Annotated in this window: 20 protein-coding genes; 12 read left to right on the top strand and 8 right to left on the bottom strand. The window is 71.8% G+C overall.

What is annotated here, in order from left to right; translation table 11 throughout:
- Positions 1-33: 33 nt before the first annotated feature.
- On the bottom strand, positions 34-552 hold the full coding sequence (locus ACFYZ3_RS21130) for an SRPBCC family protein (protein WP_388519817.1): 519 nt from the start codon (positions 550-552) through the stop codon (positions 34-36).
- Complete coding sequence (locus ACFYZ3_RS21125; RefSeq protein ID WP_388519814.1) at positions 549-3062, bottom strand: ATP-dependent Clp protease ATP-binding subunit; 2514 nt, start codon at positions 3060-3062, stop codon at positions 549-551. The genes ACFYZ3_RS21130 and ACFYZ3_RS21125 overlap by 4 nt, the downstream gene beginning before the upstream one ends.
- A 124-nt stretch (positions 3063-3186) precedes the next feature.
- On the opposite strand from ACFYZ3_RS21125, the gene ligA reads away from it, so the two are divergent.
- From ligA to ACFYZ3_RS21100, 5 genes are all read left to right on the top strand, one after another.
- The gene (ligA, locus tag ACFYZ3_RS21120) at positions 3187-5277 is read left to right on the top strand and encodes an NAD-dependent DNA ligase LigA (protein WP_388519811.1); all 2091 of its coding nucleotides are present in this window, start codon (positions 3187-3189) and stop codon (positions 5275-5277) included.
- A gap of 164 nt (positions 5278-5441) precedes the next feature.
- A complete protein-coding gene (locus tag ACFYZ3_RS21115; RefSeq protein ID WP_388519808.1) occupies positions 5442-6557 on the top strand; it encodes a serine hydrolase domain-containing protein in 1116 nt (371 codons plus the stop codon).
- Between the two features lie 67 nt (positions 6558-6624).
- Positions 6625-7839 carry an MFS transporter gene (locus tag ACFYZ3_RS21110; RefSeq protein WP_388519805.1) on the top strand — a complete coding sequence of 405 codons (1215 nt, stop codon included), beginning with the start codon at positions 6625-6627 and terminating at the stop codon, positions 7837-7839.
- Positions 7840-7920: 81 nt separating this feature from the next.
- Entirely contained in the window at positions 7921-8502 is a 582-nt protein-coding gene (locus ACFYZ3_RS21105; protein ID WP_388519802.1) for a sugar O-acetyltransferase, read from the top strand.
- Positions 8503-8512: 10 nt separating this feature from the next.
- Positions 8513-9088, top strand: coding sequence for a TetR/AcrR family transcriptional regulator (locus ACFYZ3_RS21100; protein ID WP_388519799.1), 576 nt, complete (start codon positions 8513-8515; stop codon positions 9086-9088).
- Between the two features lie 49 nt (positions 9089-9137).
- Here ACFYZ3_RS21100 and ACFYZ3_RS21095 read toward each other — a convergent pair whose 3' ends face one another.
- Together ACFYZ3_RS21095 and htpG are read right to left on the bottom strand one after the other, a co-directional pair.
- On the bottom strand, positions 9138-10430 hold the full coding sequence (locus ACFYZ3_RS21095; RefSeq protein WP_388519796.1) for a YeeE/YedE family protein: 1293 nt from the start codon (positions 10428-10430) through the stop codon (positions 9138-9140).
- Between the two features lie 335 nt (positions 10431-10765).
- Positions 10766-12673, bottom strand: a complete 1908-nt coding sequence (htpG, locus tag ACFYZ3_RS21090) for a molecular chaperone HtpG (RefSeq protein WP_388519793.1) — start codon at positions 12671-12673, stop codon at positions 10766-10768.
- A gap of 193 nt (positions 12674-12866) precedes the next feature.
- Here htpG and ACFYZ3_RS21085 point away from each other — a divergent pair, with 193 nt between their 5' ends.
- The 7 genes from ACFYZ3_RS21085 (at position 12867) to ACFYZ3_RS21055 (ending at position 20147) form a co-directional block, all read left to right on the top strand.
- Positions 12867-13742 (top strand): SGNH/GDSL hydrolase family protein, encoded by an 876-nt coding sequence (locus ACFYZ3_RS21085; RefSeq protein WP_388519790.1) that lies wholly within the window; start codon positions 12867-12869, stop codon positions 13740-13742.
- 31 nt (positions 13743-13773) lie between these two features.
- On the top strand, positions 13774-14730 hold the full coding sequence (locus ACFYZ3_RS21080; protein ID WP_388519788.1) for a GlxA family transcriptional regulator: 957 nt from the start codon (positions 13774-13776) through the stop codon (positions 14728-14730).
- Positions 14731-14864: 134 nt separating this feature from the next.
- The gene (gap, locus tag ACFYZ3_RS21075; RefSeq protein ID WP_388519785.1) at positions 14865-15863 is read left to right on the top strand and encodes a type I glyceraldehyde-3-phosphate dehydrogenase; all 999 of its coding nucleotides are present in this window, start codon (positions 14865-14867) and stop codon (positions 15861-15863) included.
- A gap of 49 nt (positions 15864-15912) precedes the next feature.
- Entirely contained in the window at positions 15913-16410 is a 498-nt protein-coding gene (locus ACFYZ3_RS21070) for a peptidylprolyl isomerase (RefSeq protein ID WP_123621002.1), read from the top strand.
- Between the two features lie 149 nt (positions 16411-16559).
- Positions 16560-18038 carry a glutamate-cysteine ligase family protein gene (locus ACFYZ3_RS21065; RefSeq protein ID WP_388519782.1) on the top strand — a complete coding sequence of 493 codons (1479 nt, stop codon included), beginning with the start codon at positions 16560-16562 and terminating at the stop codon, positions 18036-18038.
- Between the two features lie 40 nt (positions 18039-18078).
- Entirely contained in the window at positions 18079-18912 is an 834-nt protein-coding gene (locus ACFYZ3_RS21060) for a class II glutamine amidotransferase (protein WP_388519779.1), read from the top strand.
- 296 nt (positions 18913-19208) lie between these two features.
- A complete protein-coding gene (locus ACFYZ3_RS21055) occupies positions 19209-20147 on the top strand; it encodes a TauD/TfdA dioxygenase family protein (RefSeq protein WP_388519776.1) in 939 nt (312 codons plus the stop codon).
- Positions 20148-20199: 52 nt separating this feature from the next.
- Here ACFYZ3_RS21055 and ACFYZ3_RS21050 read toward each other — a convergent pair whose 3' ends face one another.
- The 4 genes from ACFYZ3_RS21050 to ACFYZ3_RS21035 all read right to left on the bottom strand — a co-directional run bounded on the left by ACFYZ3_RS21050 (position 20200) and on the right by ACFYZ3_RS21035 (position 25325).
- Entirely contained in the window at positions 20200-22020 is a 1821-nt protein-coding gene (locus ACFYZ3_RS21050; RefSeq protein WP_388519773.1) for a glycoside hydrolase family 2 protein, read from the bottom strand.
- 66 nt (positions 22021-22086) lie between these two features.
- Entirely contained in the window at positions 22087-22986 is a 900-nt protein-coding gene (locus ACFYZ3_RS21045) for a carbohydrate ABC transporter permease (RefSeq protein WP_388519770.1), read from the bottom strand.
- Between the two features lie 2 nt (positions 22987-22988).
- Complete coding sequence (locus ACFYZ3_RS21040; protein ID WP_162833472.1) at positions 22989-23930, bottom strand: carbohydrate ABC transporter permease; 942 nt, start codon at positions 23928-23930, stop codon at positions 22989-22991.
- 21 nt (positions 23931-23951) lie between these two features.
- Positions 23952-25325, bottom strand: a complete 1374-nt coding sequence (locus ACFYZ3_RS21035; RefSeq protein ID WP_388519767.1) for an extracellular solute-binding protein — start codon at positions 25323-25325, stop codon at positions 23952-23954.
- Positions 25326-25378 lie beyond the last annotated feature (53 nt).

The raw sequence follows: 25378 nt of genomic DNA, 5'->3' as shown, positions 1-25378 counted from the left end.
GCCTCTCGTTCGCTGTGTTCCCGTACGGGCCTGTCAGCCCACGGGCCAGACCGCCACCCGGCTGCGCGGCGGCTCCGGCTCCTGAGGCCGCACCTGGCCGTCCCGGATGGTCCCCCGCCAGGCGCCGCTCGCCTCCCCGTGTCCTTCGATGTACGCCTTGAAGTGCGCGAGTTCCCGCCGCACGACGCGGCCGGCCGCCCCGGGGACCAGGACGAGTACGCCCGTGAGTCCGCGCGGCTCGGCCGTCATCCGCACGGTCACCGAGGTGCGCTCCCCCTCGGCGGGCCGGAACGTCACCTCGCCCCGGTGGCCGTGGCGTTGCCCGAGGCTGCGCCAGGTCAGGTGCGAGTCGGGCACCTGGTCCACGATCTCGGTCGCGAACTCCCGGCGCAGGGGGCCGAGTCCGACGACCCACAGGGTGACGGCGGGCCTGACCTGTTCGACCCGCTTGACGGTGGTCATGAACCGCGGGAAGCACTCGAACTGGGTCCACTGGTCGTACGCGGTGCGTACCGGTACGGCGATCTCGATCGTCTCCTCGACGGTGTTCATGTGCCGCTCGCCTCCGCGGGTCGTGGGGTGCCGGACTTGTCGACCGTGCAGTGCAGGGAGTCGTCGACCACGTCGGCGACGATCGTGTCGCCGGGGTCGGCCTCGCCGCCGAGGAGCAGGTCGGCGACGCGGTTGTCGAGTTCCGCCTGGATCGTGCGCCGTAGCGGACGGGCGCCGAACTCCGGCTGGTGGCCGTGGGCGATCAGCAGTCTCCTGGCCGCCTCGGTGACCTTCAGCGTCATGCCCTGGGCGTGCACCCGCCGTTCGCTCCGGGCCAGCAGGTGGTCCACGATGCGCGAGAGGTCGTCCTCGGTGAGGCCGTGGAAGACGATGATCTCGTCGATGCGGTTGAGGAACTCCGGCAGGAACCGGCTCCGCAGCTCCTGCATCAGTTCGTCCTTGAGGTCGGACACGTCGCCCTTGTGGTCGAGGATGCGGTGGGCGCCGATGTTGGACGTCATGATGACCACGCAGTGCCGGAAGTCGACGGTGCGTCCCTGTCCGTCGGTGAGGCGGCCGTCGTCGAGGATCTGCAGCAGCGTGTTGAAGACGTCCGGGTGGGCCTTCTCCACCTCGTCGAACAGGACCACGCTGTAGGGCTGCCGTCGGACCTTCTCGGTGAGCTGGCCGGCCTCCTCGTAACCGACGTATCCCGGGGGCGCGCCGACCAGCCGGGCGACCGTGTGCTTCTCCTGGAACTCGCTCATGTCGAAGCGGATCATGCGCTTCTCGTCGCCGAACAGCAGCTCGGCGAGGGTCTTGGCCAGCTCGGTCTTGCCGACACCGGTGGGGCCCAGGAAGAGGAAGGAGCCCACGGGGCGGTCGGGGTCGCCCATGCCGGCCCGGTTGCGGCGCACGGCCCGCGAGACGGCGGTGACCGCCTCGTCCTGGCCGACGATCCGGGCGTGCATCTCCTCCTCCAGCCTGAGCAGCCGCTCCTTCTCCCCCGCCGTCAGCTGGGAGACCGGGATGCCGGTGCGGCGGGAGATCACGTCCGCGATGTCGTCGGCGGTGACGGAGACGACGCCCTCGCGGCGCTCCTCGATGCCCGCGAGTTCCCCCTCCGCCTCCGCGATCTCGCGTTTCAGCTCGCCCGCGCGGGCGTAGTCCTCGGCGGCGACGGCCTGCTCCTGTTCCCGGCGCAGCTTCGCGATGCGGTCCTCGCGGCCGACGACCTCGGTGGAACGGCTCGCGTTGCGCAGCCGTACCCGGGCGCCCGCCTGGTCCATGACGTCGATCGCCTTGTCGGGCAGGAAGCGGTCGCCGACGTAGCGGTCGGACAGTTCCGCCGCCGCGGTCAGCGCTCCGTCCGCGAAGCGGACCTGGTGGTGCGCCTCGTAGGCGTCGCGCAGGCCCTCCAGGATCTGCACCGTCTCCTCGACGGAGGGCTCGGGGACCATCACGGGCTGGAAGCGGCGTTCGAGGGCGGCGTCCTTCTCGACGTATTTGCGGTACTCGTCGATGGTGGTCGCGCCCACCACGTGCAGTTCGCCGCGGGCGAGGGCGGGCTTGAGCATGTTGCCGGCGTCCATGGAGCTCTCGCCGCTCGCCCCGGCGCCGACGACGGTGTGCAGTTCGTCGATGAACAGGATGATGTCGCCGCGGGCCTGCTGGACGTCCTCGATGACCTTCTTGAGCCGCTCCTCGAACTGGCCACGGTACTGCGCGCCCGCCACCATGGCGGACAGGTCGAGGGTGACCACCCTCTTGTCCTTCAGCGTGTTCGGCACCTCGCCGGCCACGATGCGCTGGGCCAGTCCCTCCACGATGGCGGTCTTGCCGACGCCGGGCTCGCCGATCAGCACCGGGTTGTTCTTGGAGCGCCGGGAGAGGATCTCGACGGTCTGCTCGATCTCCTCGGCACGGCCGACGACGGGGTCCAGCTTCCCGGCCTTCGCCTCGTCGGTCAGGTCCCGCCCGTACTCGTCCAGTGTCGTGGCCGGTTTCCCACCGTCGTCGCCCGGGGTCCCGCCCGAACGGGCGGCCTGCTCGGTGAGCCCCTCCAGCTTGCCGATGTCCTGCCCCTGTGCGCCCAGCAGCCGGGCCGCGCCCGTGTCGCCGTCCGCCAGCAGGGCGCCCAGGATGTGCTCGGGGCCGATGTAGGAGACGCCGGACGCCCGGGAGCGGGCGTACGCGGTGGCGAGGGTGCGCTTCGCGGCCGGGGTGAGGCCCGGTTCGGCGGACGGCTCGCCCGCCTCGCGGGGAAGGACCTCGGCGATCCGGGAGGCGAGCGCGTCGGGGTCGGCGCCCGCCCGGGCGAGCAGTCCCCGCGCGGGCTCGACCTTCGTGGCCGCCCACAGCAGGTGTTCGGTGTCCAGGTCGGACGTCCCGTCCTCCAGGGACCGCCGTGCCGCCAGATTGAGGAGCTCCTGCGAGGACTCGGTCAGCAGCCGGCCGATCGGCACCCGCTGCACCGCCGGGGGCGAGGAGGCGGGCGACGTTCCGAAGAACCGGTTGAACAGATCACTGAACGGATCGGACGCACCGAATCCGAACGACGGCATCGACATGACAGCTCCCGGGGCGGTGGCGAGTCGGTTCCACCGAAACCCCATGTCGGCGGCTCCGCAAGCGGAGCGGCAGCCGCGCGGCGGCGCGGACCCGTTGTCAGTGGTGGGCGGCATGATCTGGGCCATGACTACTCCTGCAGCAGTGATCGTCGACGCCACCGCCTACGCCCAGGCCGTCGAGGACGCCGCCCGCGCGGCCGCCGCCTACTACGCGGGCGGCTCCTCCCCGCTGGACGACGACGCCTACGACCGGCTGGCGAGAGGGATCGCCGCGTGGGAGGCCGAGCACCCGGGCGAGGTGCTGCCCGACTCCCCCACCGGCAAGGTCGCCGGCGGCGCGGCCGAGGGGGACGTGCCGCACACGGTGCCGATGCTCAGCCTGGACAACGTGTTCTCGCCGAAGGAGTTCACCGCGTGGACGGCGTCCCTGGCCCGGCGCGTCGACCGCGAGGTCACGCGGTTCAGTGTGGGCCCCAAGCTGGACGGCCTCGCCGTCGCCGCCCGCTACCGGGAGGGCCGCCTCACCCGGCTGATCACCCGGGGCGACGGCACGGCCGGTGAGGACGTCTCGCACGCGATCGGCACCGTGGAGGGGCTGCCCGAGGCACTGACCGAGCCGGTGACCGTCGAGGTGCGCGGCGAGATCCTGATGACGACGGCCCAGTTCGAGCACGCCAACGAGGTGCGCATCCGGCACGGTGGGCAGCCCTTCGCCAATCCGCGCAACGCGGCCGCGGGCACCCTGCGGGCGAAGGAGCGCGCCTACACGGTGCCGATGACGTTCTTCGGGTACGGCCTGCTGGCCCTGCCCGGCACCGACGCGGCGCTCGCGGGCCGGCTGGAGGAGCTGCCGTACAGCGGGTTGATGGAGACGGCGGCCGGGCTCGGCGTGCACACCAGCGCCGGTACCGCGGTGCCGGACGTGGTCGTCGAGACGCCCGAGCAGGTGGTGGCCCGGGTCCAGGAGATCGCCGCGCTCCGTGCCGAGCTGCCGTTCGGCATCGACGGCATCGTCGTCAAGGCGGACCTCGCCGCGGATCAGCGGGCCGCCGGGTCGGGCTCGCGGGCGCCGCGGTGGGCGATCGCGTACAAGCTCCCGGCCGTCGAGAAGATCACCCGGCTGCTGGAGGTGGAGTGGAACGTCGGCCGTACGGGCATCATCGCCCCGCGCGGCGTCCTGGAACCGGTGGTCATCGAGGGCTCCACGATCACGTACGCCACGCTGCACAATCCGGCCGACATCACCCGGCGCGGCCTTCGGCTGGGCGACCACGTCATGGTGCACCGCGCCGGTGACGTCATCCCGCGCATCGAGGCGCCGGTCGCACATCTGCGGACGGGCGAGGAACAGCCCATCGTCTTCCCCGAGGCGTGTCCGCGCTGCGGCTCGGACATCGACACGAGCGAGGAGCGCTGGCGGTGCGCGCAGGGCCGCAACTGCCACCTGGTCGCCTCCCTCGCCTACGCCGCCGGGCGGGACCAGCTCGACATCGAGGGGCTCGGCACCACCCGGGTCGTCCAGCTCGTCGAGGCGGGGCTCGTCGCCGACCTGGCCGACCTGTTCCTGCTCCGGCGCGAGCAGTTGCTCGCCCTGGAGCGGATGGGCGAGACCAGCACCGACAACCTGCTCGCCGCGCTCGCCCGCGCCAAGGAGCAGCCGCTGTCCCGGGTGCTGTGCGCGCTGGGGGTCCGGGGCACCGGCCGGTCCATGTCCCGGCGCATCGCCCGGTACTTCGCCACCATGGACCGCATACGCGCCGCCGACGCCGAGGCCATGCAGCGGGTCGACGGCATCGGGGTGGAGAAGGCCCCCTCCGTGGTCGCGGAGATCGCCGAACTCGCCCCGCTCATCGACAAGCTCGCCGCCGCCGGCGTCAACATGACCGAGCCCGGCGCGACCCCGCCCCCGCCCGCCGACGCGGACGACGAGGACGGGGCCACGCCCGCCGCGGCGGCGGACGGCGGCCCGCTGGCGGGCATGAAGGTGGTCGTCACCGGCGCGATGACCGGACATCTGGAGCGGCTCAGCCGCAACGAGATGAACGAACTCATCGAGCGGGCCGGCGGGCGCTCCTCCTCCAGCGTCTCCAAGAACACGACGCTCGTCGTCGCGGGCGAGGGGGCGGGTTCGAAGCGGGCCAAGGCGGAGCAGCTCGGTGTCCGGCTGGCCACCCCGGAGGAGTTCGCCGTGCTCGTCGCCGACCTGCTCGGCTGAGGCCGGGCGCGCCTGCCGAGGGGTGTTGGCAGGGGGGGTGTTGGTGACACCCCCGGGCCGGGGGCCAGTCCCACTGATCTTCCTTCCCGGCCCTGAGAGGGTCGTCGGTGAAGGGACACCGTCCGCCCGCCGTGGTCGGGCGGCCACGAACAGGGGGAAGACACATGCACCGCAAGCGCCTCGCCGCCGCAGTCCTGCTCGCCGCCGCACTCACCGGGGCGCTCGCGCCCGCGGCGGCGGCCCACCCGGGCCGCCCCGGCCACCCCGACGCCGTGCAGCGTCAACTGGACCTGCTCACCGCACGCGACGGCGTACCCGGCGCGCTCGCGTACGACGGCAGGACGACCCGCACCTCCGGCGTCGCCGACCTGGACTCGGGCCGGCCCATGACCGACGAGCGGGGCCGGTTCCGGCTCGCCAGCGACACCAAGGCGTTCACCGCGACCGCGGTGATGCGGCTGGTGGTGGACGGCCGACTGCGCCTCGGCGACCGCGCGGGCTCCTACGTGCCCCAACTGGCCGACAGCCCCATCACCGTACGGCAGTTGCTGAAGCAGACCAGCGGGCTTGCGGAGTACTCGGCGCTGGTGGACTGGACCCGGCCGGGGACGCCCGAGGAGTACCTGGCGCTGGCGCTCGACGCGGAGCCCGTCTTCGAGCCCGGCACGGACTGGGGCTACTCCAACACCAACTACCTGGTCCTCGGCATGGTGATCGACGAGGTGTCCGGGGTCGGTTTCCGCACGTACGTGGAGCGCACGATCCTGCGCCCGCTGCACCTGGACGACACCTACTGGCCCGCACCCGGCGAGCTGGACCTGCGCGGCCCGCACGCCCGGAACTACGGCGTCCACCCGGCACACCCGCAGGACGGCAGGGTGGACGTGACCGAGCTGCCCGGGTACGAGTTCGGCGCGTCCGGCGGCCTGGTGTCCACCCCCGTGGATCTCAACGCCTTCTGGGACGGTCTGTTCGGCGGCCGCCTCCTGCCGGGCTGGGCGGTGCGCCTGATGACGCGGGACACCACCGACATCGGCGGCCGCGACGTCTACCCGGCGGGCAGCCGCTACGGGTACGGCCTCGCCTCGATCCCGCTCAGCTGCGGCGGCGTCTACTGGGGCCACGGCGGCGACCTGCCCGGCGGTTCGGTGGGCGGCGGCCGGGCCACGGGCGGCCGGGGCACCGTCACCGTCTACACCACGACGTGGGCGGCCGAGGGCGACAGCCTGCGTCATCTCCAGGGCGCCGTGGACGCGGCCCTGTGCGCCAAGAGGCACTGACAGGTCCCCTCCGGCCGGGGACGGCCGGGAGTGTACGTTCGTACGCCCCGGCGGTAGGCTCCCGCGCATGACTGTTGACGTACTGCGCCGGCCCGCCCTGGCCGATCGGCGGGCTCGCGTGGCCGTCGCCGTGCTGTTCTTCACCAACGGGGCCCTGTTCGCCAACCTGCTGCCGCGCTATCCGCAGATCAAGGCGGACCTCGGTATCGGGAACGCCGCCTACGGACTGGCCGTGGCGGCGTTCCCGGCGGGCGCCATCACGGCCGGGCTCGCGGCCGGGATCCTGGTGCGCCGGTTCGGCTCGGCGCGGGTCGCGGTCGGCGGCACGCTGCTGACCGGGGTGGGCATCCTCGCCGCGGGCCTGGCCGACTCGGTGGTGGTGTTCGCGGGGGCGCTGTTCCTGGCGGGGGCGATGGACGCCTTCACCGACGTCGCGCAGAACGCCCACGGTCTGCGGGTGCAGCGCCGGTACGGACGTTCCATCATCAACTCCTTCCACGCCATCTGGTCCATCGGCGCCGTCACCGGCGGGTCCATGGCCGCCGCCGCCATCGCGCTCGGTGTCTCGCGGGGCCCGCACCTGCTCTTCTCCGCCGTGGTGTTCGCGCTCGCGGCCTGCGTCGCCCTGCGCTACTGCCTGCCGGGCCCCGAGACCGAGGCCGAACCGACCGCGGAGTCCGGCGCCGAGGACCCCGCGCCGTCGGCGATCCGGGCCCCGGCGGCCGGCTTGCGCACCGGCTGGGTGCTGGCCGCCCTCGTCCTCATCGCCACGGCCGGGACCCTCGTCGAGGACGCGGGCATGTCCTGGGCCACCCTCTATCTCTCCGACTCGCTGCACGCGACGGCGGCGCTGGCCGCGTCCGGGTATGTCGCCCTGGTCGGCGCGCAGTTCGTCGGCCGGATCGTCGGCGACCGGCTCGTGGACCGCTTCGGCCAGCGCGCGGTGGCCCGCTCCGGCGCCCTGATCGCCGCGGTCGGCATGGGCCTGGCGCTGGCCGTGCCGACGGTGCCGGGCACGGTCCTCGGGTTCGCCGCGGCCGGGTTCGGGGTGGCGACGCTGGTCCCGGCGGCCATGCACGAGGCCGACCAACTGCCCGGCCTCAAGCCCGGCTCCGGCCTGACCCTCGTCTCGTGGCTGATGCGGCTCGGCTTCCTGCTCTCGCCGCCGGTCGTGGGACTGGTGGCCGACGCGACGAGCCTGCGGGTGGGCCTGCTGGTGGTGCCGCTCGCGGGGCTCCTCGTGCTGCTGTGCGCCGGAGTGCTCCGGCCCCGGCGCGGCTGAGCCGTACCGCCGGGCGACACCGCCGGGCGACGCGGCAGCGGGAGTGTACGTTCGTACGCTTTCGGGGGTACCATCGCACGCATGCCGACGGACCACTTCGCGGGCGACTCCCGCACCAACCTCGAACGCATGCAGGCGGGCGACCTCTACATCGCCGACGATCCGGAGATCGCCCGCAGGCAGCAGCAGGCGGTGCGGCTGGCCGCCCGCTACCAGGCCGCCTACGCGGAGGACGCGGAGGCGGCGCGGCCGCTCCTCGCGGAGCTGCTCGGCTCCCTGGGCGCCGAGGCCCATGTGCGGCCGCCGCTGTACGTCGACTACGGCAGCAACATCACCGTCGGGGCACGCACCTTCGTCAACTACAACCTGACGGCGCTGGACGTCGCGGCGATCACCATCGGCGAGGACTGCCAGATCGGGCCGAACGTCCAGCTGCTGACCCCGACGCACCCGCTGGAGCCCGGACCCCGGCGGGACAAGCTGGAGGCCGCCCGCCCGATCGTCATCGGCGACAACGTCTGGCTGGGCGGCGGCGCGATCGTGCTGCCGGGCGTGACCATCGGGGACAACGCGGTGATCGGCGCGGGCGCGGTCGTCACGAAGGACGTACCGGCGAACGTCGTGGCCGTCGGCAACCCTGCCCGGCCGGTGCGGAACGTGTAAGTCTGCTCCCATGGCAACCGGACACACGGATCCGCAGCGGCGGGAGCGCATCCTCGCGGCCACCCTCGACCTGATCGCCGAGGAGGGCATCGCCCGCGTCTCCCACCGCAGGATCGCCCAGCGCGCGGGGGTACCGCTCGGCTCGATGACGTACCACTTCAGCGGCATCGAGCAGCTGCTGCGGGAGGCGTTCGGCCGGTTCACCGACCACATCGTCGCGGTGTTCGACGAACACCTCGGCGCCGCCGCCGACCGCGACGAGGCCCGGGCGGCGGTGGCCGACCTCGTGCACGAGCTGTCCGAGGACAGCCAGCGGGACCTGGTGCTCACGCAGGAGCTGTACACGCTCGCCGCGCGGCAACCGGCCTACCGGGAGCTGACCCACGAGTGGATGCGCCGCAGCCGCGTCCACCTGGAGAAGCACTTCGACCCGGACACGGCCCGCCAGCTCGACGCCCTCATCGAGGGCCTGACGCTGCACCGCGCCCTGGCCAGGGAGCCGCACGGGCGCGCCCTCACCGTGGAGGCCATCGCCCGGGTCACCACCACGGACCGGGGTACGCCCCGGGCCGACGACATCCCCTAGCTGCCCGTGCGGCGCGGGCCTGACCCCCGCGCCGCACGGGCGTCCCCCGTCAGCAGACGCCGTCGCCCGGCTTGGGGTTGCCCAGGCCGAACAGGGGCCGCAGCTTGAGGCCGGCCCAGGTGCCGGCCAGTGCGAAGGCGCCCCACAGCCAGCCGCTGAGGCTGCCCGAGGCGATGCCCGCCAGGTAGGCGCCGATGTTGCAGCCGCCGGCCAGCCGGGCGCCGATACCCATCAGCACACCGCCGAGCACCGCCGCGACGGCGGTACGCCACGGGATGCCCCGGTGCAGCGCCCAGGTGCCGCCGAGCGAGGCGGCGACGGCCGCGCCGATCATGATGCCGATGTCGGTGAGGCTGGTCTTGTCGGCGAGCACCGGACCGGCCAGCATCTCGGCGTTGCCGGGCCGCTGCCACCAGGTCCAGTGCTCCGGGTGGCCGCCGACCGCGCCGACCAGTTCCGAGCCCCACAGGCTGAAGGCGCTGGTGACACCCCAGGCGCCGCCGGAGACCAGCAGGACGCCCGCGCCGAGCACGGCCAGCGCCAGGGCGCCGACGGCCAGCGGCCAGGAACCGCGGAGGGCGCGGACGGCCGCCCGGCGCGCCGAGGGCACGGCGCCCAGCGGGGGCGGGTTGCGGCGGGCCTGGACGCGGCGGCTGACCAGCACCACGACGAGCAGTGCGGCGACGGTCACGGCCCAGGAGCCGAACCAGCCGATGTGGTCGGACAGCACGACGGGCTCCCAGGCCGGAAGGTCCTTCCACAGGTCGAACTGCCAGGCGGCCAGCGTGGCGCCCGCGACGAAGCCGCCCAGGGTCAGCACGATCGACGTCTGCCCCGAGCCGACCGCGAACAGGGTGCCCGAGGCGCAGGCGCCGCCGAGCTGCATGCCGATCGCGAAGAGCGCCGAACCGGCGAACAGCCCGACGCCGATCGGCCCGGCGGACGGCGCGGGCTGGGAGCCGAACAGCCCGGTCTCCGTACCGATGACGAGCGCGAACAGGGTGGCCGTGGTGCCCAGCAGCAGCGCGTGCGCCCGCAGCCCGGTCCCGTTGCCGACGGCGACCAGCTGCCGCCAGGCGGAGGTGAAGCCGAACCGGGAGTGGAAGAGGGCGACGCCCAGGCCGAGGCCGAGCAGGAGCAGCACGCCGGGCTTGGCGCCGTGCGCGGACCACACGTACGCGGTCAGGGCGGTGGCGAGCAGCCCGGACACGGCGAGCGGCGTCCGCCGCACCGGCGGCAGGGGCGGCGCGTCGGGCCGCGCCGAGGAGGTGGGCGAGGGGGTGAACAGGGCGGTGGGCGCGCGCGGCGGCGCGGCCGGGGCGGCCGGGGGTGCGGTGGTCACGGAAGAATCTCCGGGGTGGTGTGCACGGGGACGGCGGACGCGGGCGGACCGGCGGCGCGGGGAGCGCGGCCGGTCCGGAGGGTCAGCGGCGACAGAGGCCGTCGTCGACGCACCACGCCGAGCACGCGAAGAGCGCGAGGCACAGCAGCGGAGCCGATGCATACATGCGTACGAAGATACGGAGGAGTGTGCTCCGGATGCCACGCCGTCTCGCCATGCGGATGGCGGGACGGCGTGGCGCCCGTGTTCTTCGGGGTCTTGCCCGGTCTTCCGGGTCTTGCCCGGTCTTCCGGGTCTTGCCCGGTCTTCCGGGTCCTGCGCAGTCTTCCGGCCGGTTACAGCGTGCGCTCCAGGCGGTCCGCCATCAGCTGCACGAACCGGGCGGGCTCCTTGGGGCGGCCACCCTCGGCGAGCACCGCGAGGGCGTGCAGCAGTTCGGCGGTCTCGGTCAGCTCCGCGCGGTCCCGCTGGTCGGTCCAGGCCCGGTTCAGGGACTTCACCAGCTGGTGCTCGGGGTTGAGTTCGAGGATCCGCTTGGCGCCGGGCACCTCCTGGCCCATCGCCCGGTACATGTTCTCCAGGGCGGGCGTCAGCTCACCCGTGTCGGAGACGACGCACGCCGGGGAGACGGTGAGGCGGGAGGAGAGCCGGACCTCCTTGACCTCCTCGCCCAGGTGCTCCGTCATCCAACCGAGCAGCCCGGCGTACTCCTCGCCCTGCTTCTCCTTCTCGGCGTCGCTCTTGTCCGCCTCGGTGCCGGAGAGGTCGATCTCGCCCTTGGCCACCGAGCGCAGCGTCCTGCCCTCGTACTCCCCGACCGCGTCGACCCAGACCTCGTCGACGGCGTCGGTGAGCAGGAGGACCTCCACACCCTTGGCCCGGAACGCCTCCATGTGCGGGGAGTTCTCGATGGCCTGACGGGACTCGCCCGTCATGTAGTAGATGTCCTCCTGTCCGTCCTTCATCCGCTCCACGTAGTCCTTGAGCGCGGTGGGCTCGTCGGCGTCGTGGGTGGAGGCGAACGAACAGGCGGCCAGGATCGCGTCCCGGTTCTCGGAGTCGGTGACCAGGCCTTCCTTGAGCACCGGGCCGAACTCGCGCCAGAACGTGGCGTACCGGTCCGGCGCCGAGGTCCTGAGGTCCTTGACCGTCGCGAGGACCTTCTTCGTCAACCGGCGCTGGATCATGCGGATGTGGCGGTCCTGCTGGAGGATCTCGCGGGAGACGTTGAGCGAGAGGTCCTGCGCGTCGACGACGCCCTTGACGAAGCGGAGGTGGGACGGCAGCAGTTCCTCGCAGTCGTCCATGATGAAGACGCGCTTCACGTACAGCTGGACGCCGCGCCGGTAGCCCTGGGTGAACAGGTCGTGCGGGGCGTGCGAGGGCACGAAGAGCAGGGCCTGGTACTCGAAGGTGCCCTCCGCCTGGAGCCGGATCGTCTCCAGCGGGTCGCGCCAGTCGTGGGCGATGTGCTTGTACAGCTCGTGGTACTCGTCGTCGGACACCTCGTCGCGCGGACGCGCCCACAGGGCCTTCATCGAGTTGAGCGTCTCGGCCTCGCGGGCCTCGGCGGCGTCACCGTCGGCGCCCGGCTCCGGCAGCAGGCGGACCGGCCAGGTGATGAAGTCCGAGTACCGCTTGACGATCTCCTTGATCTTCCACGCGGCGGTGTAGTCGTGCAGTTGGTTCTCGGCGTCGGCCGGCTTGAGGTGCAGCGTGACCGCGGTGCCCTGCGGGGCCTCGCCGATCCGTTCCAGGGTGTAGGTGCCCTCGCCGCGGGAGGTCCACCGGGTGCCCTCGGTCTCTCCGGCGTGCCGGGTGACCAGGGTGACCTCGTCCGCCACCATGAAGCCCGAGTAGAAGCCGACGCCGAACTGGCCGATGAGACCGTCGGCCCCGGCCGCGTCCTTGGCCTCCCGCAGTTCCTCGAGGAACTTGGCGGTGCCCGAGTTGGCGATCGTGCCGATCAGCCGCGTGACCTCGTCGTACGACATGCCGATGCCGTTGTCCCGCACGGTCAGGGTGCGGGCGTCCTTGTCGACCTCCAACTCGATGTGCAGGTCGCTCACGTCGGCGCCGGGGACGTCGTCGCGCAGGGCGGCGAGGCGCAGCTTGTCCAGCGCGTCGGACGCGTTGGAGACGAGCTCGCGCAGGAAGACATCCTTGTTCGAGTAGACGGAGTGAATCATCAGCTGGAGCAGCTGACGCGCCTCTACCTGGAACTCAAACGTTTCGGTCGTCATGGCTGGTCAGTACCTCACAGGTCCACGGAATCGTCTGGACGGGCGAGGGCAACTCTAGAACAGCGCGCCGGTGCGCGGCTCTGCAAGAAGCTGTGTCAACAACGTTGACTTCGAGTCAACCGCCCTGCACATTACTTAAAAGTAGAACCGCTCGGTAACCCTCGCTGCCGCCCTCCCGAAGAAGAGAGAGCACATGCCGAAGCATGCCCTTCGCCGTGTCATGACCGCGACAGCAACTGCCGTCGCCGCACTGGCCCTCGGCCTCACGGACGCCACCGCCCACGCCACACCCGACACGCTGGACTACGTCGCCCTCGGCGACAGCTACAGCGCCGGCTCCGGCGTCCTGCCCGTCGACCTCACCAACCTGCTGTGCCTGCGCTCGACGGCCAACTACCCCCACGTCGTCGCGGACGCGACGGGCGCCCGCCTCAAGGACGTCACCTGCGGCGCCGCGCAGACCGCCGACTTCACCGAGGCCCAGTACCCGGGCGTCGCACCCCAGTTGGACGCGCTCCGCACCGACACGGACCTGGTCACGCTCACCATCGGCGGCAACGACAACAGCACGTTCATCAACGCCATCACGGCCTGCGGCACCGCGGGGGTCCTCAGCGGCGGCAAGGGCAGCCCCTGCAAGGACAAGCACGGCACCTCCTTCGACGACGAGATCGAGGCCAACACGTACCCCGCGCTCAAGGAAGCGCTGCTCGGCGTCCGCGCCAGGGCTCCGCACGCCAGGGTGGCGGCCCTCGGCTACCCGTGGATCACCCCCGCCGCCGCCGACCCGTCCTGCTTCCTGAAGCTGCCCGTCGCCGCCGGTGACGTGCCCTACCTGCGGGCCATCCAAGCGCACCTCAACGACGCGGTCCGGCGTGCCGCCGAGGAGACCGGAGCCACCTACGTGGACTTCTCCGGGGTGTCCGACGGCCACGACGCCTGCGAGGCCCCCGGCACCCGCTGGATCGAACCGCTGCTGTTCGGGCACAACCTCGTTCCCGTCCACCCCAACGCCCTCGGCGAGCGGCGCATGGCCGAGCACACGATGAACGTCCTCGGCCTGGACTGACCTCCGGTCACTGCCCGCGTACGCTCTTGTCGTGCCGTCCTCCCGCCTGCGCCGCGTCGCCGTCCTCGTCCTGGAGGGCGCGAAACCCCTCGACGTCGGCATTCCGGCGCAGGTCTTCACGACGCGCGCGAGCATGCCGTACGAGGTACGGGTGTGCGGCGCGTCCCCCGGCCTGGTGACCGGCGGTGACGGCCTGTCGTACCACGTCGCCCACGGCCTCGACGCCCTGGCGTGGGCCGACGTGGTCTTCCTCCCCGGTTACCGCTCCCCCGACGTGGAAGACCCGCCGCGGACCGTCATCGACGCGCTGACGGCGGCCCACGACCGGGGAGCGCGGCTCGCCGCCATCTCCACCGGCGCGTTCGCGCTCGCCGCCACGGGCCTGCTCGACGGCAGGCGGGCCACCACTCACTGGCACTACACCCGGGCGCTCGCGGCGAAGCACCCGGGCGTGCTGGTCGACGAGAACGTGCTGTTCGTCGACGAGGGCAGCGTCCTGACGTCCGCGGGCGCCGCCTCCGGCATCGACCTGTGCCTGCACATCCTGCGCGGCGACCTCGGGGTGGCCGCGTCCAACCACGCGGCCCGGCGTCTGGTGGCGGCCCCCTACCGCAGCGGCGGTCAGGCCCAGTACGTGCCGCGCAGTGTGCCGGAGCCGCTCGGCGAGCGGTTCGCCGCCACCCGCGAGTGGGCACTGCGCCGGCTCGGTGAGCCGCTCACCCTGGAGGCGCTGGCCCGGCACGCGGCGGTGTCGGCGCGCACCCTCTCCCGGCGCTTCGTCGAGGACACCGGGTACACCCCGATGCAGTGGGTCATGCGTGCTCGTCTCGACATGGCCCGTGAGCTGCTCGAACGCTCCGAGCGCGGTGTCGAGCAGATCGCCGCGGACGTCGGGCTCGGCACCGGCGCGAACCTGCGGCTGCACTTCCAGCGCATCCTCGGCACCACACCCAGCGAGTACCGGCGCACCTTCGCCCGGGGCGAATAGCCGGGCCGCGCGCCGTCACCCTCTCCTGGCGTGATCCTTTCGAACCGTGGCACTCACGCCGCTGCCACCCGCCCCCGGCGTGCGCGAGCCTGGTGGCGAAGGACCTGGTGGCGAAACGAAGGGACACACCACTCATGACTCGCATCGGCATCAACGGATTCGGCCGCATCGGGCGCAACGTGCTGCGCGCACTGCTCGAACGCGACACGAAGCTCGAGGTCGTCGCCGTCAACGACCTCACGGAGCCCGCCACCCTGGCCCGACTGCTCGCCTTCGACTCGACGGCCGGCCGGCTCGGCCGCCCGGTGTCCGTCGACGGGGACACCCTGGTCGTCGACGGGCACCGCATCAAGGTGCTGGCCGAGCGCGAGCCCGCCCGGCTGCCCTGGGCGGAGCTGGGCGTCGACATCGTGCTGGAGTCGACCGGCCGCTTCACCTCGGCCGACGCCGCCCGCGCCCACCTCACCGCGGGCGCCCGGAAGGTCCTGGTCAGCGCCCCGTCGAGCGGCGCCGACGTGACGCTCGCGTACGGCGTGAACACCGACGCCTACGACCCGGCCGCGCACACGATCGTCTCCAACGCCTCCTGCACCACCAACGCCCTCGCGCCGCTCGCCGCGGTGCTGGACGAGCTGGCCGGCATCGAGCACGGCTTCATGACGACGGTGCACGCCTACACGCAGGAGCAGAACCTCCAGGACGGCCCGCACCGCGACGCGCGCCGCGCCCGCGCCGCCGGGGTGAACATCGTGCCGACCACGACGGGCGCGGCCAAGGCCATCGGCCTGGTGCTGCCGGGCCTGGACGGCAAGCTGTCGGGCGACTCGATCCGCGTGCCGGTCCCGGTCGGCTCGATCGTCGAGCTGAACACGACGGTCGCCCGCGACGTGACGCGCGAGGACGTCCTGGCGGCCTACCGCGCCGCCGCCGAGGGGCCGCTCGCCGGTGTGCTGGAGTACTCGGAGGACCCGCTGGTCTCCTCCGACATCACGGGCAACCCGGCCTCGTCGATCTTCGACTCGGCGCTGACGCGCGTGGAGGGCCGTCACATCAAGGTGGTCGCCTGGTACGACAACGAGTGGGGCTTCTCCAACCGCGTGATCGACACCCTCGGCCTGCTCGCCACACGCTGAACGGGCAGCCGGTTCGGCATCACCGGGGGTCACAGGTCACAATGGTGCGATGAGCAATTCCAAGGTTTACTTCGACATCGACATCGACGGCCAGGATGCGGGCCGCATCGTCTTCGAACTCTTCGAGGACGTGACCCCCAAGACGGCCAAGAACTTCCTGGAGCTGGCCACCGGCGAGCACGGCTTCGGTTACGCGGGTTCCCCGTTCCACCGCGTGATCCCGCAGTTCATGCTCCAGGGCGGTGACTTCACCGCGGGCAACGGCACCGGGGGCAAGAGCATCTACGGCGAGAAGTTCGCGGACGAGAACTTCCAGCTCAAGCACACCGAGCCGTACCTGCTCTCGATGGCGAACGCGGGCCCGAACACCAACGGCTCGCAGTTCTTCGTCACCACCGTGCCCACCCCGTGGCTGGACGGCAAGCACGTCGTCTTCGGCAAGGTCGTCGAGGGCACGGACGTGGTGGACAAGATCGAGGGCTACGGCTCCTCGCCCGCGGGCAAGACCTCCAAGGAGATCAAGGTCCGCGCGTCCGGCAAGCTGTAAGGCCGATCGGCCCTACCAGGACCTGAACCGACGGGGGTCCATCGCACACGGTGCGGTGGGCCCCCGCTCCGTCTCGTCTGGTGGGGTGCGCCGGGTGGTGCGACGCTGGGGTGGAGGAGCGTCCGAGGAAGGCAACCCCGGGAGGACCGATGGGACGGGACGTCCCGGCGCTGGTCTTCACCCGCGAGGACCGCCGCCGCTACCGCGTCAAGATGCAGGAGTGCCTGGAGGCCTTCGCGCAGATGCTGCGCGAGTCCCGGTTCGAGACCGAGCGGCCCCAGGTCGGCCTGGAGATCGAGCTGAACCTGGTCGACGACGACGCCGAACCGGCGATGTGCAACAGCGACGCCCTCGAAGCGATCGCGGACCCGGCCTGGTCCACCGAGCTGGGCCGGTTCAACCTGGAGATCAACATCCCGCCCCGGCAGCTGACGGCGGGCGGCCCCGACGCCTGGGAGAGCGAGATCCGCGCCGCTCTCAACCACGCCGAGGACCGCGCCGCGTCGGTCGGCGCCCATCTGATCATGGTCGGCACCCTGCCCACGCTGCGCCAGTCGGACGTGGGCGAGGCGGCCCTGTCGGAGAACCCGCGCTACCGGCTGCTCAACGACCAGGTGTTCGCCGCCCGGGGCGAGGACCTGCACATCGAGGTGGACGGCGTCGACCGGCTGCGGACCTACGCGGACACGATCACGCCCGAGGCCGCCTGCACCAGCACCCAGTTCCACCTCCAGGTCGCCCCGGAGGAGTTCCCCGACTACTGGAACGCGGCCCAGGCCATCGCCGGTGTCCAGGTCGCCCTCGCGGCCAACTCGCCCTTCCTGCTCGGCAAGGAGCTGTGGCACGAGAGCCGCATCCCCCTGTTCGAACAGGCCACCGACACCCGGCCGCAGGAGATCAAGGCGCAGGGGGTCAGGCCGCGGGTGTGGTTCGGGGAGCGCTGGATCAACAGCGTCTTCGACCTGTTCGAGGAGAACCTCCGCTACTTCCCGGCGCTGCTGCCGCTGTGCGACGAGCAGGACCCCGCCGAGACCCTCGACCGCGGCGACATCCCCGAACTGGGCGAGCTCACCCTCCACAACGGCACGATCTACCGCTGGAACCGGCCCGTCTACGCCGTCGCGCACGACAAGCCGCACGTCCGCGTCGAGAACCGCGTCCTGCCGGCCGGCCCGACCGTCGCCGACACCCTCGCCAACGGCGCCTTCTACTACGGGCTCACCCGCGCCCTGGTGGAGGAGGAGCGGCCGGTGTGGTCGCGGATGTCCTTCTCGGTCGCCGAGGACAACCTGCACACCGCCGCCCGGCACGGCATCGAGGCGCACCTGTACTGGCCCGGCGTGGGCGAGGTGACGGTGCCCGAACTGGTCCTGCGCCGCCTGCTGCCGCTGGCGCACCGGGGGCTGGAGCTGTCGGGCATGGACTCCGCCTGGCGGGAGCCGCTGCTCGGCATCATCGAGCAGCGGTGTGTCACCGGCCGCAACGGCGCGGTGTGGCAGAAGGAGATGTTCCACCACATCGACGCCGGCGCCCGGCCCGGCCGGCACGAGGCGCTGCGCCGGATGACCCAGCAGTACATGGACTACATGCACCTCAACGCCCCGGTCCACACCTGGCCGGTCGACTGACGTCCGGGGCGCCCCGGCCCACTAGGGAGGCGACGGAGCGATGTGCCGATGGCTCGCCTACTCGGGGACACCCGTCCTCCTGGAGTCCCTGCTGTACCAGCCCGAGCACTCGCTCATCGACCAGAGCCTGCACGCCCGCATGGGCGTCGAGACGACCAACGGGGACGGGTTCGGCGTCGGCTGGTTCGGGCCGGAGATGCACACACCCGCCATCGTCCGGGAGGTCGGGCCGGCCTGGAGCAACCGCAACCTGCGGGAGATCGCGAGCCATGTCCGCTCGCCCCTGTTCTTCGCGCACATCCGGGCGTCGACGGGCAGCCCGGTGCAGCAGACCAACTGCCATCCGTTCCGCCACGGCCGGTGGATGTGGATGCACAACGGCGCGATCGCCGAGTTCCACCGGCTGCGCCGGGACCTCGCGCTGGCCGTCGACCCGCGGCTCTTCCTCGACATCGAGGGGTCGACGGACTCGGAGATGATGTTCTATCTGGCGCTCACGCTCGGTCTGGAGGACGATCCTCCCGCTGCCGTGGCCCGGATGGCGGGGCTGGTGGAGGAGATCGGTCACGAACACGGCGTGGAGTTCCCGCTGCAGATGACGGTCGCCGTGACCGACGGGCACCGCCTGTGGGCCTTCCGCTACTCCAGCCAGGCCCAGTCGCGGTCGCTCTACTACAGCAGCCGGGTGGAGAGCCTGCGCGCGCTGCATCCCGGACTGCCCTTCCTCAGGGAGGCGTCCGACAGCACCCGGCTGATCGTGTCGGAACCCCTGGGCGACCTGCCCGGCGTGTGGAACAAGGTGCCCGAGAGCAGCTACGGCGTCGTCCAGCCCGAGGGGGACGACCTCCTTCCGTTCGCTCCCCTCCCCGCGTGAGCCCATTGACACGGGCGAGGAAAGATCACACAATCGGTGCCATGACCACATACCGGTTCGGCACCACGGCGGAGTGTCCCCGCGTGCCCGAGCGGACCGGCTGTGAGCGTTCCGGCCTTTAACGGCCTTCTCCGCACCGACCGTCCGACGCCCCTCGCGTCGTAGCCCGTCGGCATTCCCTCTGGTCCACGGCCCGGAGCACCCGTAGCACCCTCGTTTCCCCGGCCGTTCGGCGTGGCCTCGTGCCACCCCGGGCCGGATCTCACGCGTACCGTCATACCAAGGGGAGGACTCCCATGTCCGTCACGTCCGTCGGTCCGAGCACCGTCCTGCGCGAAGCACGCATTCCGGGCGACGGAATGTACGAGGGCCGGCGCATTCTGCGCCGACTGCCCGAGGGCTGGGAGGAACGGCCCTACGAACTCTTCGAGGTCGTCCCGCAGGCTCGCACCATCGGCGCGGAGATCCGCGGAGCCGACCTCTCCCGCCCGCTCACGCCCGCGCTGCGCGAGGAGCTGAACCGTGCCCTGCTGGAGTGGAAGGTGCTGTTCTTCCGCGGCGCCCACCTCACCTCCGACCAGCAGCGCGACTTCGCCGGCAACTGGGGGGCGCTGGAGACCAACCCCCTGCTCGCCGCCGGTTCCAGCGACGACGTCGTCCGGTTCGACAAGGGCGACGGGGCCGTGCCGACGTACGAGAACGTGTGGCACACGGACGTCACCTTCCGCGAACGGCCCGCGCTCGGCGCGGTGCTGCAACTGCGCGAGGTGCCGCCGTTCGGCGGCGACACCATGTGGGCGGACATGGCCGCGGCCTACGACAACCTGCCCCGAGCGGTGCAGGAGCGCGTCGACGGCGCCCTGGCCGTCCACGACTTCATCCCCGGCTTCGCGCGGTTCTACGGAGCCGAGCGGCTGCTGCCGCACCAGGACCTCCTCCCGCCCGTGGAGCACCCCGTCGTGCGCACCCACCCCGAGACGGGGCGGCGCATGCTCTTCGTCAACGCCTCGTTCACCACCCGTATCACCGGCATGGACCGCGACGAGAGCGACCAGCTGCTGCGGTTCCTCTTCCAGCAGGCGCACGTGCCCGAGTACCAGGTGCGCTGGCGCTGGCAGCCCGGCGACGTCGCCTTCTGGGACAACCGCGCCACCCAGCACTACGCGGTGGGTGACTACGGGTCCGAGCGGCGGGTCGCCGAACGCGTGGCGATCGAGGGCGACCGGCCGTTCTGATCCGCGCGCACGGGGGCCGGAGGCGGCGCTTCGCCTCCGGCCCCCGTGCGGGCTACGCCTCCGGCTCCTCGATGGCCGCCGGACGCAGCTGGGCGGCGCGGACCCGGGCGATGTCGAGCTTCTCGCCCCGGTCGAAGCGGTAGATGCCGTTCTGCTCCTGGAAGACGTCGGTCAACTGGGTGTAGCAGTAGCCGAACATGTCACGGTCGCCGAGCAGGACCCCGGTGAGGCCGCCGAACCGCTCGTGGAACTCGTCCTCGCCCCGGACGCGTTCCCCGTAGCCCCAGGAGAGGGTGCGGTCCTCGCCGGACTGTGCGGCTGCCGCCTCGGGGTCCCACCAGATGCCGCCGAACTCGCTGACGAAGTACGGCTGGCCCCGGTAGGGCTGGGAGTAGGCGGCACCGCTCTCGTGGGCGTTGACGAAGGGCGCGTCCTTGGCCAGGCCGGACATCAGCTCCCGGAAGGCGGCGGGGTCCTGCTCGTAGTTGTGGGAGTCGTAGATGTCGGTCTCGGCGACCCGGTGGGCGTAGCCGGACGCGTCGACGACGGGGCGGGTGGTGTCCATGGCCTTGGTGGCCAGGAACATCGCCCGGGTCACGTCGTCGAGCTGGGTGATCCGGTCGTGCAGCTTCTGGTAGGTCTCGTTGAGCGGGCACCAGCCGATGATCGAGGGGTGCGAGTAGTCGCGCTCCAGGGCTTCCAGCCACTGGGCGACGTAGGAGGCGTCGGGCTTCTGGTTGTCGCCGGAGGAACCTCCCGTCTCGCAGCCCCAGTCGCCGAACTCGCCCCAGACCAGGTATCCGAGGCGGTCGGCGTGGTGGAGGAAGCGCTCCTCGAAGACCTTCTGGTGCAGCCGGGCCCCGTTGAAGCCGGCCGCCATGGCCAGCTCGATGTCCCGCACCAGGGCCTCGTCGGTGGGGGCGGTCATCAGCCCGTCCGGGTACCAGCCCTGGTCGAGGACGAGGCGCTGGAAGACGGGGCGGCCGTTGAGCAGGACGGCCTTGCCGCGCAGTCCCACCGCGCGCAGTCCGGCGTAGCTCTCGGCGCTGTCGACCACCTGCCCGGCGGCGTCGAGGAGTTCGAGGCGCAGGTCGTACAGGTGCGGGTCCTCGGGTCCCCACTCGCGCCGCCGGTCGTCCGGCACCGGCAGGTGCAGGCGCGGGGCGAGGTCGAGGTCGGCGCGCGCCTCGGCGCGGCTCACCTCTCCGTCGGCGTCGCTGAGGACGGCGCGCACCCGGTGCCCCGGCCGGTTGCCGGACAGGGGCAGTTCGAGGTGGAAGGCGGAGCCGGCCAGGTCGGGGGTGATGCGGGGGCGGCGCAGATGGGTGACGGGGACGGGTTCCAGCCAGACGGTCTGCCAGATACCGGTCACGCGGGTGTAGTTGCAGTCGTGGTTGGCGTACTTGATCGCCTGCTTGCCGCGCGCCTGCGGCCCGGACTTGGGGTCGCGGGCCCGCACGGTGATCACGACCTCCTCCCCCGCCCCGGCGACGTCGCCGAGGTCGGCGGTGAAGGGCGTGAAGCCGCCGCGGTGCCGGGCGACCTCCTTGCCGTCGGCCCACACGGTGGTGTCGTGGTCGACGGCGCCGAAGTGCAGCAGCACGTGGCGTCCGGCCCAGGCGGCCGGGAGAGTGAGGGTCCGCCGGTACCAGACGGCCTCCAGGAAGTCCGTGTCGCCGATGCCGGACAGCTCGGACTCGGGCGGGAAGGGGACGAGGATCTCCTCGCGCAGCTCGCGGTCGAGCAGACCGCGTTCGAGGCCGCTGTCCCCCCGGTCGGTCTCGAACTGCCAGGCGCCGTTCAGGTTGAGCCAGTCGCGGCGCACGAACTGCGGTCGCGGGTACTCCGGGCGCGGTACGGAGTGAGTGGGCACACATGCTCCAGTCGATCGGTGGGCCGGGCGCGCGAACGCCGAGCCCGTGGGTACAGCTGTGAGGGTTCAGGAACCGCCGAGGCCGGTGGTGGCGACGGAGTTGACGATGCGGCGCTGGAAGAGGAGGAACACCACGATCAGCGGCAGCGCGGCCAGCAGGGCGGAGGCCATGGACTGCGCGTACTGGATGCCGTAGGCGTCCTTCACGGTGGCCAGGCCCACCGGGAGGGTCATCAGGTCGGGGTCGTTGGTGACGATGAACGGCCACATGAAGTTGTTCCAGGCGCCGATGAAGACGAAGATCGCCACCGCGGCCACGATCGGCCGGGAGAGCGGCAGCACGATCGACCGGAAGACCCGGAACTCGGAGGCGCCGTCGATGCGGGCCGCCTCCTCCAGCTCCCTGGGGACGGCGTCGAAGAACCGCTTGAGGATGAAGACCATCATCGGTGCGACGACCTGGGGCAGGATGACCGCCGCATAGGTGTCCACCAGGTTGAACAGGGTCATCTGGTCGAACAGCGGCACGACGAGCAGCTGCGGCGGGACCATGATGGCGGCGACGGTGACGCCGAGCAGCCCCCGGCGGCCGCGGAAGGTGCCGCGGGAGAAGCCGTACGCGGCGAGGGTGGAGACCGCGACGGTGATCATGGTGACCAGGGAGGAGATCAGGAAGCTGTTGAAGGCCCAGACGGTGACGTTGCCGCGTTCCAGTATCTGCTGGTAGGCGTCCAGGGTGAAGGCGCCCTTGAACGGGGACAGCCCGGTGGTGTTGATGTCCTCCTCGCTCTGCACCGAGGTGATGACCGCCCAGACGAACGGCAGCAGCCAGACGACGGCGAGGACGACGAGCGCGGTCCCGGCCAGGACGCGGGGCAGCCTGCCGTGGCCGAGGAGCAGGGGCGAGCCGGCCGCTTCGCGGGGTGGACGGCGCCGGGTACGGAGGGTGGTGGCGGTTGCGGACACGATCAGTCCTCCCGGCGGAAGAGGCGGAGCTGCACGAGCGAGACGAGGACGATCAGGGCGAAGAAGAGGTACGAGACGGCGGAGGCGTAGCCCAGGCGGTAGCCGGTGAAGCCGACGTCGTAGACGTACTCCAGGACCGGCCTGGTCGACCCGTTGGGCCCGCCCTTGGTGAGGATGTAGATCTGGTCGAACACCTTGAGGGAGGCCAGCACCTGGAGCATGGCCACCAGGCCGGTGGTCCTGCGCAGTTGGGGCAGGGTGATCGACCACAGGCGGCGCCAGGCGCCAGCCCCGTCGAGTGCCGCCGCCTCGTCGAAGGTGGTGGGCAGGGACTGGAGCGCCGCGAGGTAGAGCAGGAAGTTGAAGCCGACCGTCCACCAGACGGTGAGCGCCGCCACCGACCACATCGCGACGGACTCGTCGGACAGCCAGCCGACCGGCGCCATGCCGAGCGTGTCCAGGAGCTGGTTGGCCATGCCCAGTTCGGGCTGGTAGAGCCAGGTCCAGATCATGGTCACGACGGTCACGGGCAGCAGGTAGGGCGCGAAGAACGACAGGCGCCACGCCCACTGCCCGGCGAGTCCGCTGTGCACCAGCAGGGCCATCGCCAGCGCGACCAGCACCAGCGGGACGCTGGAGACGACGGTGAAGAAGACGGTGTTGCCGAGGCTGCTCCACACGTCCGGATCGCCGAACGCCTCGGTGTAGTTGTCGAAGCCTACGAAGCTCGTGTCGCGCAGGGCGAGCGAGCTGTCGGTGAAGCTCATCCAGAGCCCCTGCACGATCGGCCACACCATGAAGAGGCCGAACACGAGCAGGAACGGCAGGACGAACACGAGCCCGTTGCCGGTGCGTATGCGGCCGAGGACGGAGCGGCGGCCGCCCGGGGGAACGGCGGGCGGGGCGGTCCGCTCCTCGGCGCCGAGGGGTGCGGTGGTGGTCACGTCGGTCACTCCTTTCGCTGGTCAGGCCACCGGATTGGGCTGCCGCAGCAGGGTGTCCGCCTCGCGGACCATCTGCCGCACCGCCTTCTCGGGGGTGGTGTCGCCCAGCAGCGCCGACTGGAGCGGCTGGCACATCCGGTTCTGGAAGTTGGAACCGGCGCCCGCGAACCAGTTGGGCGGGTCGAGCACCGCCACCCGGGCGGCGTCGGCGTAGGAGGACTGGGGGTCGAGTGCCGCGTACTCGGGCTCCGCGAGGACGGGCTGGTAGGCGGGGATGTGTCCGGCGCTCGCCCAGGTGAGGCTCTGCTTGAGTATCTGCGCGACGTACCGGTGGGCCTCGCGGCGCCGGGCCGGGTCGGGGCTGTCCTGGTGCGGGAGGACGAAGCTGTGGCTGTCGGTGTAGACGGCCGGCTTCTCGAAGACCTGCGGGAACGGCGCGGCGCCCAGCTCCATGCCGGACTTCTTCAGCGTCGGCAGCTCCCACTCGCCGAGCATCGCCATGCCGCCGCGTCCGCTGCTGAAGGCGGCCAGCGCGCCGTTGTAGTCCAGGTTGTTGGGGTTGGTCTTCCCGTCGAAGAGCCGCGTCATGAGGGTGACGACGCGTACGGCGGCGTCGACGTCGATCTTCGGGGGACCGCCGTCCGGCAGGTCGAAGGCGGCGCCGGTCTGGGCGTAGAGGCCGGCGAACAGGCGCCAGTTCTGTGCCGTGTCGGTGACGTGGCCGAACAGGATGCCCGACTCGCCGGTCGCCTCGGCGAGGGCCTTGCCCGCCTCCAGCAGGGCCTCGGGCGAGCCCATGGATGCCAGCTCGCCGGAGGTGTCCAGGAGTCCGGCCTTCTCGGCGGCCTTCTTGTCGTAGAACACGATGAAGGGGTGGACATCCAGCGGGATCGCGTAGACGGTCCCCTCGTGCCGGGTGCGCGACCACACGGCCGGGGTGAAGTCCTTCTCCGTGACGCCGTACTCGGCGAGCAGGTCCAGGTCGAAGGCGTCCACCAGGCCGCCGGGGGCGTAGCCCGCCAGCCGGGACAGGTGCATGGCGGCCACGTCGGAGGCCCGGCCGCCGGCCGCGGACATGGCGAGCTTGGTGTAGTACGACGGGCCCCAGTCCAGGATCGTCCGGTCGATCTCGAAGCCCTCAGCTCCCCCGGCCCCCTTGGACACGGCCTCGATCATGTCGTCCATGAGCATGCCGTCACCGCCCTGGAAGAGGTCCCAGACGCTCAGCGCGGACGCCCCGGAGGCCGAGGCCGGTGAGGCGCAGCCGGACAGCGGGCCCGCGGCGAGCAGGGCTCCCGCACCGGCCATGGCGTGACGCAGTATCCGGCGGCGGCTGGGGCGGCGGACCGGGTCGGACACGGTCGGCACCCCCTGGGCAGGCAAACGGGAACTCATCGCGGACCTTTCGACGGCCGGAGCTCATGCGGTGGCTAGTTTTTACATCGATG

Source organism: Streptomyces sp. NPDC001599, from assembly GCF_042893535.1.
Lineage (GTDB): Bacteria > Actinomycetota > Actinomycetes > Streptomycetales > Streptomycetaceae > Streptomyces.
The sequence above is the reverse complement of the archived record's forward strand: the minus strand, read 5'-3'. Positions and strand labels throughout refer to the sequence as shown.

Excerpts from the sequence above, each read along its gene's own strand:
- ACFYZ3_RS21105 (WP_388519802.1), top strand. The coding sequence starts at position 7,921 with ATGCCGACGGACCACTTCGCGGGCGACTCCCGCACCAACCTCGAACGC.
- ACFYZ3_RS21070 (WP_123621002.1), top strand. The coding sequence starts at position 15,913 with ATGAGCAATTCCAAGGTTTACTTCGACATCGACATCGACGGCCAGGAT.
- ACFYZ3_RS21035 (WP_388519767.1), bottom strand. The coding sequence starts at position 25,325 with ATGAGTTCCCGTTTGCCTGCCCAGGGGGTGCCGACCGTGTCCGACCCG.
- ACFYZ3_RS21085 (WP_388519790.1), top strand. The coding sequence starts at position 12,867 with ATGCCGAAGCATGCCCTTCGCCGTGTCATGACCGCGACAGCAACTGCC.
- gap (WP_388519785.1), top strand. The coding sequence starts at position 14,865 with ATGACTCGCATCGGCATCAACGGATTCGGCCGCATCGGGCGCAACGTG.
- ACFYZ3_RS21100 (WP_388519799.1), top strand. The coding sequence starts at position 8,513 with ATGGCAACCGGACACACGGATCCGCAGCGGCGGGAGCGCATCCTCGCG.
- ACFYZ3_RS21060 (WP_388519779.1), top strand. The coding sequence starts at position 18,079 with ATGTGCCGATGGCTCGCCTACTCGGGGACACCCGTCCTCCTGGAGTCC.
- ACFYZ3_RS21110 (WP_388519805.1), top strand. The coding sequence starts at position 6,625 with ATGACTGTTGACGTACTGCGCCGGCCCGCCCTGGCCGATCGGCGGGCT.
- ligA (WP_388519811.1), top strand. The coding sequence starts at position 3,187 with ATGACTACTCCTGCAGCAGTGATCGTCGACGCCACCGCCTACGCCCAG.
- ACFYZ3_RS21130 (WP_388519817.1), bottom strand. The coding sequence starts at position 552 with ATGAACACCGTCGAGGAGACGATCGAGATCGCCGTACCGGTACGCACC.
- ACFYZ3_RS21055 (WP_388519776.1), top strand. The coding sequence starts at position 19,209 with ATGTCCGTCACGTCCGTCGGTCCGAGCACCGTCCTGCGCGAAGCACGC.
- ACFYZ3_RS21115 (WP_388519808.1), top strand. The coding sequence starts at position 5,442 with ATGCACCGCAAGCGCCTCGCCGCCGCAGTCCTGCTCGCCGCCGCACTC.
- htpG (WP_388519793.1), bottom strand. The coding sequence starts at position 12,673 with ATGACGACCGAAACGTTTGAGTTCCAGGTAGAGGCGCGTCAGCTGCTC.
- ACFYZ3_RS21065 (WP_388519782.1), top strand. The coding sequence starts at position 16,560 with ATGGGACGGGACGTCCCGGCGCTGGTCTTCACCCGCGAGGACCGCCGC.
- ACFYZ3_RS21125 (WP_388519814.1), bottom strand. The coding sequence starts at position 3,062 with ATGTCGATGCCGTCGTTCGGATTCGGTGCGTCCGATCCGTTCAGTGAT.